Source organism: Phreatobacter sp. (assembly GCF_030691135.1).
GTDB lineage: Bacteria > Pseudomonadota > Alphaproteobacteria > Rhizobiales > Phreatobacteraceae > Phreatobacter.
The window spans coordinates 54,420-69,986 of the sequence record NZ_JAUYFA010000005.1 but is presented as its reverse complement, the minus strand read 5'-3'; the positions used below and the strand labels follow the sequence as shown (position 1 = coordinate 69,986).

Sequence of the window (15,567 nt, the reverse complement as noted above, 5' to 3'; positions counted from 1 at the left end):
CGATGCGTCTCCCGGTCCTCGCTCTCGCCGTTCTGATGACCGCGACCCCGGCCCTCGCTGTCCTGCCCGGCGAGCGGCTGTCCGACCCCCGGCTGGAGGAACGCGCCCGGGCCCTGAGCAAGGACCTGCGCTGCATGGTCTGCCAGAACCAGGCCATCGACGATTCCGATGCCCCGCTGGCGCGCGACCTCAGGGTCCTTGTCCGCGAGCGGCTGACGGCGGGTGACAGCGACCGGCAGGTGATCGATTTCCTTGTCGCCCGCTACGGCGAGTTCGTGCTGCTGCGCCCGCGCTTCGGCTGGCATACGGCGGTGCTGTGGATCGCGCCGCTGGTGTTCCTCGTCGCCGGCATCGCCTATCTCTTTGTCCTCGTCCGCCGCCGGCGGGTCGCGGTGGTCACCGCGCCGCTGCCGCTCACTGACGAGGAAAAGGCCCGGCTCGAGGCGGCCCTGAAGCCCTGAGCGGACGGGTGCAAGGCGCTGCCGTTCCTGCCGCCGTCCACATTACGAAGATGTAATGTTCCCGACAGGATGGCGTAATCCGCCGTCCTTCATGGTCTTCTCCACAGGCGGCACCACCCCCGTGTGACGCGATCCCCGGAGATCCCCCATGACGTCCCGCATTCGCGCCGCCCTGCTCGGCACCGTCGCAGTCCTCGCCGTCGGCGCCGGTGCCCTGTCCCTCCAGCCCTCCCGCGTGCCCTTCGTCGCCAGCGCCACCGCTCAGGGCGTCCAGTCCGGCCCCATGTCCTTCGCCGACGTCGTCGAGCGGGTGAAGCCCGCCGTCGTCTCGGTCCGCGTCACCCAGGCCGCGCCGCAGCCCATGAACATGCGCGAACAGCCGGGCATGGACGAGGACGAGAACGGCCAGATGGATCGCTTCATGCGACGCTTCGGCGAGCAGTTCCGTGGTGATCCCCGCTTCGGCGGTCCGGGTGGTCCCGGCGGCCCCCGTGGTCCGGGCGGCCCGGGTGGTCCGCGCGGCATGTCGCAGGGCTCCGGCTTCTTCATCTCGGCCGACGGCTACATCGTCACCAACAATCACGTGGTCCGCGGCGCGACCGAGGCCGATATCGTGATGGACAGCGGCCGCACCATCAAGGCCAAGGTGGTCGGCACCGACCCGCGCACCGACCTCGCCCTGCTGAAGGCCGAGGGCACGAATTTCCCCTTCGTGCGCTTCGCCGCCAATGCCCCGCGCATCGGCGACTGGGTGCTCGCCGTCGGCAATCCCTTCGGTCTCGGCGGAACGGTGACGGCCGGCATCGTCTCGGCCCGCGGCCGCGACATCGGCTCGGGCCCCTATGACGACTTCCTGCAGATCGACGCCGCGGTGAACCGCGGCAATTCCGGCGGCCCGACCTTCAACGCCAATGGCGAGGTCATCGGCGTCAACACGGCGATCTTCTCGCCCTCGGGCGGCAATGTCGGCATCGCCTTCGCCATCCCCTCGGAGACGACGCAGACTGTCGTCGCGGCGCTGCGCGAGGGTGGCTCGGTCGCCCGCGGCTGGATCGGCGTCCAGATCCAGGCGATCACGCCCGAGATCGCCGAGGGCCTGAAGCTGCCGCGTGCCGAAGGCGCACTCGTCGCCGGCGTGCAGGCGGGCAGCCCCGCGGCGAGCGCCGACATCAAGCCGTCCGACGTCATCGTCGCCGTCGACGGCCAGCCGGTGCGCGATGCCCGCGAACTCACCCGCCGCATCGGCGCCGTCCGTCCAGGCACCACGGTGCGCCTGACCGTAATGCGTGAGGGTGCCGAACGCGCCCTGCCGCTGACGCTCGGCCGCCTGCCGGGCGACGACCAGGCGGCGCTGCCCAACCCCCGCCGCGGCTCCCGCGGCGAGGCGGCGCCCGAGACGGCTCCGATCGCTCCGCGCCTTGGCATGTCGGTCGAGCCGGCCGGCCGCGGCGAGGGCATGGTCGTCACCGAGGTCGACCCTGCCGGGCCTGCCGCCCAGCGCGGCATCCGCCCGGGCGATGTGATCCTCGACGTTGCCGGCCGGTCGGTCGCCTCGATGCGTGACATGCGCGAGGCGCTGACCGCCGCGCGGGCCGACGGCCGCCGCTCGGCGCTGATCCGGCTCCGCTCGGGCGAGGGCCAGCGCTTCGTCGCCATCCCGCTCAACCCGAGCTGACGAAAATCGTCACCGGCGTCGAACCTTTTCGGCGCCGGCAGCCACTCACGAGTGATCCCGCGCCGGCAACCCCAGTCGCCCCCCGCCGGACGGGATCATCTTGAGCGGGGCGGTCGGAACTCCATGTCCGGCCGCCCCGTTTTTCGTGGGGTTTCGACGGCCGCCGTCTCGCAAATTCCCCGAGAGCCCGTGTACCATGACCACCATGCGGATTCTGATCATTGAGGACGATCGCGAGGCGGCGTCCTACCTCGTCAAGGCCTTCCGGGAGGCGGGACATGTCGCCGACCACGCCGCCGACGGCGAGGGCGGTCTCGCCATGGCGTCAGACGGCCCCTACGACGTGCTGATCGTCGACCGCATGCTGCCGAAGAAGGACGGCCTGTCGGTCATCGCCGATCTGCGCGCAGCCGGACGCCAGACGCCCGTCCTGATCCTCTCCGCCCTTGGCCAGGTCGACGACCGCGTCAAGGGCCTGCGGGCCGGCGGCGACGACTACCTGCCCAAGCCCTATTCCTTCTCGGAACTGCTGGCCCGCGTCGAGGTTCTCTCCCGCCGCCGCGCCTCGGGCGCGCCTGAGACGGTCTACCGGGTCGGCGACCTCGAACTCGACCGCCTGTCGCACCGGGTCAGCCGCGGCGGCGAGGAACTCATCCTGCAGCCACGGGAATTCCGCCTGCTCGAATATCTGATGAAGAATGCCGGCCAGGTGGTCACCCGCACCATGCTGCTCGAACATGTCTGGGACTATCACTTCGACCCGCAGACCAATGTCATCGACGTGCATGTCTCGCGGCTGCGCTCCAAGATCGACAAGGGTTTCGACAAGCCGCTGATCCACACGATCCGCGGCGCGGGATATACGGTGCGCCCGTGACGCCCGTTCCCGCGTCGGCGGCTCCTGCGACCGGGGGAAAGGCGGCCAAGCCGGCGCGGCCGCCCTCGCGTTTCCGCTCGCTGTTGTCGACCACCGCCTTCAAGATCATCGCGGCCTATCTCTTCATCTTCATCCTCTTCGCCGGCTTCGTCATCGGCTGGCTGGGATTTGCCACCCAGCGCCAGCTCACCGGACAATTGACCGAGACGATCACCGCCGAGGTGCGCGGGCTCGCCGAGCAATATGCGATCGGCGGCATCCGGCGCCTCGTCGAGGTGGTCGAGGAGCGCGGCAACCGTCCCGGCGCCTCGCTCTATCTGGTCACCACCTTCACCGGCCTGCCGCTGGCTGGCAATATCGGCGAACTGCCCCCGGGGACGCTCACCCGCCAGGGCTGGATCGAGACGGACTATCGCCGCGCCGGCGAGGACATGAGTGAGGGGCCGCACCGCGCCATCGCCCAGGTCTACGGCCTTCCCGGCAATTTCCGCCTGCTCGTCGGCCGCGACCTCGAGGAGCGCGACCGCATGCGCGAGATCTTCGGGCGCGGCTTCCGCCTGTCAGTGGTAGTGGCGCTCGTGCTCGGCCTGCTCGGCGCCTATTTCGTCACCCGGCGGGTGCTGAAGCGCGTCGATGCCATGACCGACATGTCCCGCCGCATCATGGAGGGCGATCTCACCGGCCGCCTGCCCACCGCCGGCTCGCGTGACGAACTCGACCGCCTCGCCGGCAGCGTCAACGACATGCTGGCCCGCATCGAGGCGCTGATGGCCGGCATGAAGGAGGTCTCCGACAACATCGCCCACGACCTCAAGACGCCGCTGACGCGGCTGCGCAACAAGGCCGAGGAGGCCCTCCGGGTCGGCGGCTCCGACGTGGCCTATCGCGCCGCGCTGACCGGGATCATCGAGGAATCCGACGGCCTGATCCGCACCTTCAACGCCCTCCTGATGATCGCCCGCGCCGAGGCCGGCAACCAGCGTGAGGGCATGGTGCCGCTCGACCTCGCCGAGATCGCCCGCGGCGTCGTCGAGCTCTACGAGCCGGTGGCGGAGGAGGCCCATGTGGCCTTGACCGTCACGACGGCGCCCGTTGCCGTCATCGGCAACCGCGAGCTGCTCGGCCAGGTCGTCGCCAACCTCCTCGACAACGCGCTGAAATACGGCGCGACGGGTGAGGGTGGTGCAGTCGCCGTCACCGTCGCCGCCGACGATGGCGAAGCCGTCGTCACCATCGCCGACCGCGGCCCTGGCATCGCCGATGCCGACCGTGGCCGGGTTCTCGACCGGTTCGTGCGGCTGGAGACGAGCCGCACGCGCCCCGGTTCCGGCCTCGGTCTCAGCCTCGCCGCGGCGGTCGCCCGCCTCCACGGCGGCCGGCTGGTGCTCGACGACAACCGGCCGGGTTTAAAGGTGGCGCTGCGTCTGCCACGATCGGTTCATGCCGCGATCGTCCCGGACCGCCCTCTCTGATTCGTCCCCGAGCCTGTCCGGCAGGCTCGCCGCGGCGCCCGTCCTGCCGAAAGGCGCGACGGCGGCGAAGCGCATCGGCGACTATCTCGACGGGATCGACGATGCCGATCTCGGCGCGGCGCTCGACCTCGCGCTGAAGCCGCCGAAGGCGCGGGCGCTGGTCGCCGGCATCCTCGCCCATTCGCCGTTCCTGGCCTCCATCGCCACCCATGACCCGGCCCATCTCCTCGCCTGCCTGACGGAGGCGCCGGAGGCGTCCTTTGCCCGCCTCAAGGCCGAGGCGGTGGCCGCCTGCCGCAAGGCGCGCAGCGACGAGGGCGTCGGGCGGGCGCTCCGGCGCTTCCGCGCCCAGGTCGCCCTGCTCGTGGCACTCGCCGATATCGGCGACGTCTGGCCGCTGGAACAGGTGACGCGCGCCCTCACCGAGACCGCCGACCTCGCCGTGGCCGAGTCAGTGGCGCATCTGATGCGCGATCTCGCCGATCAGGGCATCCTCGCCCCTGCCGATGCGAAACAGGCGGAGGTCGGCTCCGGCTACATCGTGCTCGCCATGGGCAAGCACGGCGCCTTCGAGCTGAACTATTCCAGCGACATCGACCTCATCGTCTTCTTCGATCCGGACGTGGCGCCGATGCGCCCGGGCAGGGACGCGCAGCCCGCCTATGTGCGTCTCACCCAGCGGCTGGTGAAGATCCTGCAGGAGCGCACCGGCGACGGCTATGTCTTCCGCACCGATCTGCGGCTTCGCCCCGACCCCGGCGCGACGGCGGTGGCGATCTCGACGCCCGCGGCGCTCCACTATTACGAGACGATCGGCCAGACCTGGGAGCGCTCCGCCTTCATCAAGGCGCGGCCCTGCGCCGGCGACATCGCGGCCGGCGAGTCCTTCCTCAAGGAGATGCAGCCCTTCATCTGGCGCAAGTATCTCGACTATGCGGCGGTGGCCGACGTCCACGCGATGAAGCGGCAGATCCACGCTTTCCGCGGCCATGACGCCCTCGCCGTCGAGGGCCACAACATCAAGCTCGGCCGCGGCGGCATCCGCGAGATCGAGTTCTTCGTCCAGACCCAGCAGCTCATCGCCGGCGGTCGCAACCCGGCGCTCAGGGTGCGCGACACGGTCACCGGGCTGCTCCGGCTGCGCGAGGCCGGCTGGGTGACCGAGGAGACGCGCGCGGCGCTGGAGCGCGCCTATCGTTTCCTGCGGCGCGTCGAGCACCGGCTGCAGATGGTCGCCGACGAGCAGACCCACAGCCTGCCCGAGACCACCGAGGCGGTCACCGGCATCGCCGAGTTCCTCGGTTACCGCGACTACGCCGCCTTCGCCGCGGCGCTCACGGCGGAACTGCGCCCGGTCGAGGCGGCCTATGCCAAGCTGTTCGAGACGCTGCCACCGCTCGCCGAGGTCAAGGGCACCCTCGACCTCACCGCCGATCCGCCCAGGGCGACGACGCTGGCGGCGCTGGCCGATCTCGGCTTCGCCGATCCCTGCGCAGTGGTGGCGACCGTCCAGGCCTGGCAACAGCCGAAGTCCGGCGGCCTCAGGGCGCGGGATGCGCGGGAGCGCGTCGGGGAACTGGCGCCGGCCCTGCTCGACGCGCTGTCGCGCACCGGCGATGCCGATCTCGGCCTGCGCGCCTTCGACCGGCTGCTGACGCGCCATTCCCAGCCGATCGAACTCCTCGCCATCCTGCGCACCCATCCCGATCTCCTCGAGCTCATCTCCCAGATCCTCGGCTCGGCGCCGCGCCTCGCCGATCTCCTCGGCCGCCGCGCCCACGTGCTCGACGCGCTGCTGGAGCCCGCCTTCTTCGGCGAACTGCCCTCCGACGCCGATCTGGCGGCGCGCCTCGCCGAGACGCTCGGCATGGCCCGCGACGCCGAGGACGTGCTCGACCGGGCCCGTGTCTTCGGCCAGGAACAGCTCTTTCTCACCGGCGTGAGGGTTCTCGCCGGCACGGTCTCGTCGGAGGCGGCGGGACAGGCCTTCGCGCGGCTCGCCGAACAGCTGATCAAGGCTCTCTACAAGGCGGTGACGGAGTGGATCGTCGCCTCGCACGGATCAATCCGCGGCATGCGGACCGCCGTCATCGCCATGGGCAAGCTCGGTGGTCGCGAGATGACGGCGGGCTCGGATCTCGACCTCATCCTGCTCTATGACCACGACCCCAAGGAGAGCGCCTCGAAGGGGCCGCGTCCGCTCAGCGGCGGCCATTATTTCGCGCGCCTGACCCAGCGCCTCATCAGCGCCCTGTCGGCACCGACCAGCGAGGGCGTGCTCTTCGACGTCGATCTCCGGCTGCGGCCCTCGGGGCGTTCCGGGCCGGTCGCCACCCATATCGACGGGTTCCGCGCCTATCAGGTGAAGGAAGCCTGGACCTGGGAGCACATGGCGCTGACCCGCGCCCGGGTCGTCGCGTCGACGCCCGGCTTCGAGACCGAGGTGATGGAGGCGATCCGCCGCGTCCTCACCACCAAAAGGTCGGCCAAGGCGACGCTCGCCGACATCGTCGACATGCGGCGGGCCATCGCCGAGGACAAGGGCGACGACAACCGCTGGGACCTCAAATATGCCCGCGGCGGCCTCATCGACATCGAGTTCATCGCCCAGGCGCTGCAGCTCGTCCACGCCGCGCGCCACCCCGACATTCTCGACACCAACACCATCCGCGTCCTCGAGAGGGCGGCGGCCGCCGGGCTGTTGAAGCCGACCGAGGGTGACGTGCTGCGTTCGGCCTGCCGCCTCTACCAGCGCCTGACGCAGATCCTGCGCCTCTGTCTCGTCGACGGCTTCGATCCGCAGACCGCCGCCCCCGGCCTGAAGCGGCTGCTGGCGCGGGCCGGCGAGCTCCCCGATTTCGCCACGGTGGATGCCCATCTGGCCGAGGTGCAGAAACAGGTGCGCAAGGCCTTCATCGCCATCGTCGGGCCGGTCTGAGGGGATTTCGGGCGCCCGGCATCAGCCAGATGAGTCAGCATCGCGGGGCGGCGAGCCTCGAAGGACGCACTTGCGCGGCGCAGGCGCCCCGCCTCAGGCCGTTGCCTCTGCCTTCGGCCCGGTGACCGGCAGGCGCACCACCACGGTCGTGCCGCGGCCGACGGTGGAGCGGATGCGCAACGATCCGCCATGCAGCTCGGCCAGCGATTTGGCGATGGCGAGGCCGAGACCCGACCCCTGGTGGTTGCGGGAGAACTGGCTCTCGACCTGTTCGAAGGGCTTGCCGAGCTTGGTGATGGCATGGCGGGGAATGCCGATGCCGGTATCCTCGATGGCGATGGCGATGACGTCGCGGGCCTTGCGGGCGCGCACCGAGATCATGCCGCCGCGCGGCGTGAATTTGACCGCGTTGGACAGCAGATTGAGCATGATCTGCTTGATGGCGCGACGGTCGGCGATGAGATCCATCCCCTCCGGCACCTCGGCCTCCATCAGGATCTCCTTGTCCGCCGCCATTTTCGAGACGACGCGCATGGTGTCCTCCAGCGTCTCCTCGAGGCATGTCGGAGCGAGTTCGAGCCCCAGGCGTCCGGCCTCGATGCGGGCCATGTCGAGGATGTCGTCGATGACGGAGAGGAGGAAGTGGCCGCTGGAATGGATGTCGCGGACATATTCCAGGTATTTCGTGGTGCCGAGCGGGCCGAAATGGCCGTCCCGCATCACTTCCGAGAAGCCGATGATGGCGTTGAGCGGCGTGCGCAGCTCGTGGCTCATATGGGCGAGGAATTCCGACTTGGCGCGGTTCGCCTCTTCGGCCTGGGTCTTCTGATCCGAGTATTTCTCGGCCAGCTCGGCGAGCTGCTGGGTCTGCATCTCCAGCGTGTACTGGCTCTTCTGCAGCTCGGCGACACTGGTGCGGAGGCGCTGCTCGCTGGCGGTGACATGGGATTCATGCCGCTTCAGGGCGGTGATGTCGGTGCCCACCGAGACGAACCCGCCGCAATGGGTGCGCCGCTCGCTGATCTGCAGCCAGCGCCCGTCGACGAGCTCGACCTCGAAGTCGCGGGAACCGTCGGCGTCGCGGCCGGGCAGGACATGGCCCTGCTTCACCTTGGCGCCGCCACCCGCCGCCGCCAGCGTCTCGCGATAGCAGCTCCCCGGCCGGGCCTGGTCGTCGGCGAGGCCGTTCAGCTCGCGGAACTTCGAGTTGCACACCACGATGCGGTCGAGGTCGTCGCAGACGACGAAGGCTTCCGAGATCGTCTCGATCGCCTCGCGGATGCGGTGGTCGGCGGCGGCGTTGCGGGCGGCGAGTTCGAGCTGCTCGGTGATATCGACGACGATGCCGACGAAACGCGGATGGTCGACGCCGGCCAGCGACAGGCCACGGCCGCGTGCCCGGAGCCAGATCCAGCGGCCGTCGGCATGGCGCATGCGGAACTGGAAGTCGACGGCGTTGCGCGGGTCGAGATCGGTCATCTGGGCGATGCCGCCGAGATAGCCGTCCTCCGGATGCAGCACCGGGTAGAGTTCGTCGAAGGTGACCAGGCCCTCGCGTCCCCTGATGCCGAGAATCTCGAACATCGAGGCCGACCAGTACATCTGGCTGGTGCCGATCTCCCAGTCCCACAGGCCGCAGCCGCCACTCTCCAGCGCCGCATCGATGGTGGAGCGGGCGTTCTGGTTGATGATGTCGGCGGTGGCCGCGCGCATCGTCTGGATGTGGAAGGCGAACCCGATGACGAGGAGCAGGAGCCCGGTGGTCGCGAACAGCGTGCCGGTCAGCGCCGAGTTGCGCGCCCACAGGTTCAGCGCATCGTCGGTTTCGCGCAGGACATGGTACTGGGAGAGGGGCGCGGCCAGCGGGCGCACCACGACGACGGCGTCCGCCCCGGTGACGAGGCGGACCGGCATGGCGCTGCTCGTCGTCTGCGGCGCTGCGGCGAAGACGTCGCGCAGCGGCTTGCCCAGCCAGCGCGCCCGGGCCTCGACCGGGGCCGCCGCGACGATGATGCCGGCGGGGTCCGTTGCCAGCATGATGCGGCCTTGATGGGCGCCGATCCGGGGGGCGGTGAAGTCGAAGGCGGCCTGGACAGCGGCGCCGACATTGCCGCCGCTGGCCGCGATGCGATGGTTGAGATCGATCTCGATGGCGGCCGCGGCAGTGTCGAGATCGGCCTGGACGGCGGTGAGGGCCTCGGTCCGGCTGTTGAGGATCTGCTGCAGGGCGCCGGCGCCCATCACCACGAGGAAGGCGACGATCAGCGTCGGCACGAGGCGGCGCAGGGCGGGCTCATAGGGCGCCAGCCACGACTCGAACGAAGCGTCGACGGATTGCGCGAATCCGTTCGCCTTCGTGGCATGAATCAGCGCGTCCGCGCTGGGCGCAAAATTGCGCTCCATCGCCGGTACCCCCGTCGAATCTCTGAATTGGCGTCCGGAATGCGAGCCCCAGCCCCTCCGAATCGCGGTCATAAGAATCGATTTGAACGAGGGCTGTCTAGAGTCGGGGAATCACACCACGGGAAATATTTGGTTAACGCCGCCAGGAATGTTTGCCCGGCTCATCCCAGCGAACGGGCGACGATGTCGCGTACGTCGGCGGACAAGGTCGCGGCCGCGGCGACATGTTCCAGTGCCGCACGGGCCAGCGCCCGTCGGCCCGGCTCGAGCGCCCGCCAGCTGCGGAAGGCGGACAGCAGGCGGGCCGCGACCTGCGGGTTGCGCGGATCGGTCTCGACGACGACCTCGGCGAGGAAGGTGTAACCGGCGCCGTCCGGCCGGTTGAACTGGGTCTGGTTGCCGCTGGCGAAGCTGCCGACGAGGGCGCGCAGCCGGTTGGGATTGGTCATGGCGAAGGCCGGGTCGGCGAGCAGGGCCTCGACCCGCGCCAGCGTTCCCGCTTCCGGGATCGCCGCCTGCAGGGCGAGCCACTTGTCGAGGATCAGCGCGTCGGCGCGGTAGCGCTCGCGGAAGGCGGTGAGCGCCGCCTCGCGCTCCGCCCCCGGATGCTGGGCGAGCACCGCCAGCGCGGCGAAGCGGTCGGTCATGTTGTCGGCGTCGCGATGGCGGGCCGCGACTGCCGCGAGCCTGTCCGCCGCGCCGCCCGAGGCCCAGAGGTCGAGGGCGACGTTGCAGAGCGCCCGCCGTCCGGCCGAGCCCGCATCGGGTGCATAGGGGCCGGGCGTGGCGAAACGCGCCAGAACCGTGCCGAGCGCTGCATCGAGCCGGGATCCGACCGCCTGCCGCAGCGCCTTGCGGGCGGTGAAGACCGCGTCCGGGTCGACGTCGGAACCGAGTTCGCGGGCGATGTCGGATTCGGAGGGCAGCGTCAGGGCCTGGGCTGCGAAGGCGGGGTCGCGCTCGGCTTCGGCGAGGGCACCGGCAAGGGCTTCGGCGAGGGTCTCGGCGCCCTGGTTTTCAACAGATGCAGCGCCCTTGCGGCTGGCCGCCACCAGATGCTCTGTCGCCAGCGTCTGGATCGCCTGCCAGCGGTTGTAGGCGTCGCTGTCGTGACGGGCGATGAAGCCGAGATCGGCGGCGGTCAGGTCGGTCTTCAGGACGACAGGCGCCGAGAAGCCGCGGTTGATCGACAGGACGGGCCGCGTCGGGTGGCCGCTGAAGGTGATGCTGCGCTGGGCGGTGTCCAGGGCGATCACCCCGGGCATGGCCTCGCCCTCCTCGGTGAACAGGGCGCGCTCGGCACCGTCCGGGCCAATCAGACCGAAGGCCAGCGGAATGACCATCGGCTGCTTGTCGGTCTGGCCGGGTGTCGGCAGGTGGCTCTGCGCGAGGTCGACGGTGAAGGTGCCGGCGACCGGGTCGTGGCGGGTTTTGACGCCGACCTGCGGCGTTCCCGATTGCCGGTACCAGAGGAAGAACTGCGTCAGGTCGCGTCGGCTCGCCTCGGCGAAACAGGCGATGAAATCCTCCACCGTCGCCGCATCGCCGTCGTGGCGCGCGAGATAGAGGTCCATGCCGCCGCGGAACGCCTCGGCGCCGATCAGGACTTTGAGCGCGCGGATGATCTCCGCCCCCTTCTCGTAGACCGTCGCCGTGTAGAAGTTGTTGATCTCGTGATAGATCTCGGGCCTGACCGGGTGCGACAGCGGTCCCGCGTCCTCGGCGAACTGGTGGCTCTTGAGGAGCCGCACGTCGGCGATCCGCTTCACCGCCCGCGAGCGCATGTCGCCGGAGAATTCCTGGTCGCGGAAGACGGTCAGGCCTTCCTTCAGGCAGAGCTGGAACCAGTCGCGGCAGGTGATGCGGTTGCCGGTCCAGTTGTGGAAATACTCGTGGGCGATGATGGCCTCGATCGCCGCATAGTCCTGGTCGGTCGCCGTGTCCGGCAGGGCGAGGACATATTTGTCGTTGAAGATGTTGAGGCCCTTGTTCTCCATCGCGCCCATGTTGAAGTCCGACACGGCGACGAGGTTGAAGACCTCGAGGTCATATTCGCAGCCGAAGGCCTCCTCGTCCCAGCGCATCGAGCGCTTCAGCGCATCCATGGCATAGGCGCAGCGGTCCTCCTTGCCGTGCTCGACGAAGATGCCGAGCCTGACGACGCGGCCGGAGACGGTGGTGAACGTGTCGGTCACCTCGGCGAGATCGCCGCCGACCAGGGCGAAGAGATAGCTCGGCTTGGGATGCGGGTCGTGCCAGACGGCATAGTGCCGCCCTTCGGCCAGGTCGCCGGCCTCGACCAGGTTGCCGTTGCCGAGGAGGACCGGCGCCGTCTTCTTTTCCGCCTCGATCCGGGTCGTGTAGACGGCCAGCACGTCCGGCCGGTCGGGAAAATAGGTGATGCGGCGGAAACCCTCGGCCTCGCACTGGGTGCACCAGGTGCCCGACGAGCGGTAGAGGCCCATCAGCTGGGTATTGGCCTGGGGATCGATGACGGTCTCGACCCTGAGGCGGAAGGCACCGGCCGGCGGGCGGTGGATGACCAGGCGCTCCGCCGTCGCCTCATAGGCCTCGGGCGCCAGCGGCTGTCCGTCGACGGCGATGGCGGTGAGCGTCAGGCCGTCGCCGTCGAAGACGAGCGGCGCATCGGCCTGGCCCTGAGGGTGGCGCTCGACGACGAGATCGGCGGTCACGCGCGTCGCGGTCGGGTGCAGCACGATGGCGAGATACACGGTCTTCACCACGTGGTCGGCGACGCGGTAGTCCGAGAGCCTCACCGGCTTTGCCTGTTCGCTGCGCATGCCCTGATCCTTGAATGCCGTCTGCCGGAGCGCCGCGACACTAGGGTGCCGGTGCCGGCGTTGAAAGGGTCCGGACCGGCTCGGTATGGCCGATCACGCGGATGATCCGCTGCTGGCTGCGGCGGAAGCCGCGCTCGATCGTGTCGACCGCCTCATGGACGGACTCGACGGTGAGGGCCGGGTCGGCGCGGCAATGATAGGTCACCACGAGGCCTTGCGTCGTATCGCGCACCCTGACGCTGTGGACATCGGTGATCTTGCCGGTGGCGGCGGCGAGCTCCGCCAGCGCCGCGCCCATCTGCGCGACCTGCGCCGGCGCGGCGTCGCTGCCGACCAGCATCTCCACCTGCAAGGGTTCGATATGGGTCTCGACCTCCACATCGGTGCCGAGCTCGCCGCCGATGGCCGCTTCCAGCCGGCTGGCGATGTCATGCGCCTCGCCGAGGGTGAGAGCACCGTCGACCTCCAGGTCGAGACCGACACAGAGCCGCTCGCCGAGATGCTGCACCGTGACGTGGTGGACCGCCAGCGCATGGCGCCGCGCCGTCAGGTGGACGCGTTCCATCACGGTCTCGTCGTCGAGGGCGACGGGTTCGGTGGTCACCGTCGGCACGGTTCCGGCATGGGCGCCGGCCGCCGCCGCACCGATGGCGGTCTTGATCTCGGCCACCCGTTCCAGCGGCAGCGTGCGGTTCACCTTGACGGTGATCTCGGCCAGCGTGTCGGTGCCGACCTCGCGCAGCCGGACACTCTCCACCGCGACGACGCCGGGAACCGCTTCGACCGCCTCGAGGACGGCCGAGGTCGCGCCCTTCGGGGCCCGGTCCATCAGCGTGTCGATGGTGCGGCGGCCGAGATTCCAGCTCATCACGCAGATGATGACCGCCACGCCGATGGCGGCGACGGCGTCGGCCTGGGGATAGCCCATCCAGACGAAGAAAAGGCCGGCCAGCACGACGGCGGAGCCCGCCATGTCGGCGGCGAAATGCAGCGCGCCGGATTCGAGCGCATGGCTGCCGGTTTCCCGGGCGAGGCGGCCGAGGATCCGCACGCGCCAGTAGTCCACGGCGATGACGGCGACCATCAGCCCTGCCATGATCGGGGTGACCTCGACGGGATGGCCGTCGCCGGTCAGCCGCCTGACGGCCTCGGTGACGACGATGCCGGAAACGAGGAAGAGGAAGGCCGTCTCGGCGAGGGCGGCGATCGATTCGACCTTGCCGTGGCCGTATTGGTGGTCGTCGTCGGCCGGCTTGTCGGCCAGGCGCACGGCGTAGAAGGTCAGCAGGGTCGCGGCGGTGTCGACCAGTCCGTGGGCCGCCTCGGCGAGGATCGCGATGGAGCCGCTGGTGAAACCGACCGCGGCCTTGGCCGCCGTCAGCACGATCGTGACCAGGATCGAGACGAGCGCCGCCTTCTGCTTGATGGAGACCATGGCCGGCACCTCTGAGTCTGAGAGGGAGGCCTAGTCCCTGCTCCGCGGCGGGTCAATCGCCCTGCGCCGACCGATCGGCCGGCCTTGACGCTGGGCGGCGGGCAGGGTCCGTTGGGCGCCGGCCCCATCCGGACCCGCAGCCATGCCCGCCATCGACCTCGACGCCCAGTACAACAACCGCGCCATGGTGCCGGACCACCCCGCCCTCATGGCCGGCTGGGCCGCCGATGCCGCCGCCTTCCGGACGGCGCGGCCCGATGCCGTCCTCGACCAGGCCTATGGCGCCGGCGAGCGGCACCGTTACGACCTGTTTCCGGCCGCCGCGCCGCGCCCGGGCGCGCCGGTGGCGCTGTTCATCCACGGCGGCTACTGGCAGGCGCTCGACAAGACCGCCTTCAGCCACATGGCTGCGGGGGCCAATGCCCATGGCCTCGACGTCGCGGTGATGAGCTACGACCTCTGCCCCGAGGTGAAGCTCGCCGTCATCGTCGACAATGTCATCGCCTGCATCCGGCAGTTGCGCGAGCGCACCGGCCGCCGCGTCCTGCCTTTCGGCCATTCCGCCGGCGGTCACCTCACCGCCTGCATGGCCGCCGCCGACTGGCCGCGCATCGGCGAGGCCGCCGACATCGTCACCGCGGCCATGCCGATCTCGGGCCTGTTCCACCTCGCGCCGCTGGTGCCGACCTTCGTCAACAGGGCGATGGGCATGGATGCAGGTGAGGCCGCCGCCCTCTCCCCCCTCGTCTGGACGCCGCCGAAGGGCCTGAAGGTGACGGCCGTCGTCGGCGGTGACGAATCGGGCGAATATCACCGTCAGACCCGCATGCTGGTGGAATGCTGGGGTGCCCTCGGCGCCGAGGCGCGGGAGATCGTCGTGCCCGGCGCCAACCATTTCACGGTCATCGCGCCCTTCGCCGTTCCCGGCTCGGCCCTCACGACGGAGCTGGTGCGTCTGGCGGGTTGATCGACCGCAAGGCCGCGCGGCGGCGCCCATGAGACCCTGACGGCATCCCCGATCCCGTGAGGCCGCCATGCTCCCCCGCCGTCTGCCGACCCTCCTCGCCGCCGCTCTGGCCGGCCTTGTCGCCACTGAGACCGCGGCGCAGAGCCAGCGCGTCCTCGTCCAGCGCGGCGAGACGCTGGTGCGCCAGCATTGCGCCCTGTGCCACGCCGTCGGGCGCGACGGCGCCAGCCCCTATCCCGGGGCGCCGCTGTTCCGCGATCTGAGCAAGCGCTACCCGGTCGACGTGCTGGAGGAGGCGCTGGCGGAGGGCTTCACCGCCGGCCATCCCGCCATGCCGGAATTCACCTTTTCCGCCGACCGGGCGGCGGCCATCGTCGCCTATCTCTCGGCGATCCAGACCGAGCCGAACGCCCGCCCGCAGAGAAGGTGAGGGGGACGTGCCCTCATCGCCGCGAATCTCCACATGAGGCGCCCCTTGTTCTCCGCATGAGGCGCCAGCTTCACCTCTCCCCGCCGGGGAGAGGTGAAGCTGGCGCCC

Annotated in this window: 10 protein-coding genes; 7 read left to right on the top strand and 3 right to left on the bottom strand. The window is 70.1% G+C overall.

What is annotated here, in order from left to right:
- Positions 1 to 2: 2 nt before the first annotated feature.
- The 5 genes from Q8O26_RS00795 (at position 3) to Q8O26_RS00775 (ending at position 7,423) form a co-directional block, all read left to right on the top strand.
- The gene (locus Q8O26_RS00795; protein ID WP_305572516.1) at positions 3 to 461 is read left to right on the top strand and encodes a cytochrome c-type biogenesis protein; all 459 of its coding nucleotides are present in this window, start codon (positions 3 to 5) and stop codon (positions 459 to 461) included.
- 148 nt (positions 462 to 609) lie between these two features.
- Positions 610 to 2,136, top strand: coding sequence for a Do family serine endopeptidase (locus Q8O26_RS00790; RefSeq protein WP_305572514.1), 1,527 nt, complete (start codon positions 610 to 612; stop codon positions 2,134 to 2,136).
- Between the two features lie 205 nt (positions 2,137 to 2,341).
- Positions 2,342 to 3,013: a response regulator transcription factor gene (locus tag Q8O26_RS00785; protein WP_371134409.1), complete on the top strand. Its 672-nt coding sequence runs from the start codon at positions 2,342 to 2,344 to the stop codon at positions 3,011 to 3,013.
- Complete coding sequence (locus Q8O26_RS00780; protein WP_305572510.1) at positions 3,010 to 4,485, top strand: HAMP domain-containing sensor histidine kinase; 1,476 nt, start codon at positions 3,010 to 3,012, stop codon at positions 4,483 to 4,485. The genes Q8O26_RS00785 and Q8O26_RS00780 overlap by 4 nt, the downstream gene beginning before the upstream one ends.
- Positions 4,454 to 7,423 (top strand): bifunctional [glutamine synthetase] adenylyltransferase/[glutamine synthetase]-adenylyl-L-tyrosine phosphorylase, encoded by a 2,970-nt coding sequence (locus tag Q8O26_RS00775; RefSeq protein ID WP_305572508.1) that lies wholly within the window; start codon positions 4,454 to 4,456, stop codon positions 7,421 to 7,423. The genes Q8O26_RS00780 and Q8O26_RS00775 overlap by 32 nt, the downstream gene beginning before the upstream one ends.
- A gap of 93 nt (positions 7,424 to 7,516) precedes the next feature.
- On the opposite strand, the gene Q8O26_RS00770 is transcribed toward Q8O26_RS00775, so the two are convergent.
- From Q8O26_RS00770 to Q8O26_RS00760, 3 genes are all read right to left on the bottom strand, one after another.
- A complete protein-coding gene (locus Q8O26_RS00770; protein ID WP_305572506.1) occupies positions 7,517 to 9,826 on the bottom strand; it encodes an ATP-binding protein in 2,310 nt (769 codons plus the stop codon).
- Between the two features lie 161 nt (positions 9,827 to 9,987).
- Positions 9,988 to 12,627, bottom strand: a complete 2,640-nt coding sequence (pepN, locus tag Q8O26_RS00765) for an aminopeptidase N (protein WP_305572504.1) — start codon at positions 12,625 to 12,627, stop codon at positions 9,988 to 9,990.
- Between the two features lie 40 nt (positions 12,628 to 12,667).
- Complete coding sequence (locus tag Q8O26_RS00760) at positions 12,668 to 14,062, bottom strand: cation diffusion facilitator family transporter (RefSeq protein ID WP_305572502.1); 1,395 nt, start codon at positions 14,060 to 14,062, stop codon at positions 12,668 to 12,670.
- A 142-nt stretch (positions 14,063 to 14,204) separates the two neighbouring features.
- On the opposite strand from Q8O26_RS00760, the gene Q8O26_RS00755 reads away from it, so the two are divergent.
- Complete coding sequence (locus Q8O26_RS00755; RefSeq protein ID WP_305572500.1) at positions 14,205 to 15,029, top strand: alpha/beta hydrolase; 825 nt, start codon at positions 14,205 to 14,207, stop codon at positions 15,027 to 15,029.
- Positions 15,030 to 15,096: 67 nt separating this feature from the next.
- Positions 15,097 to 15,459: a cytochrome c gene (locus Q8O26_RS00750; RefSeq protein ID WP_305572498.1), complete on the top strand. Its 363-nt coding sequence runs from the start codon at positions 15,097 to 15,099 to the stop codon at positions 15,457 to 15,459.
- Positions 15,460 to 15,567: the final 108 nt, after the last annotated feature.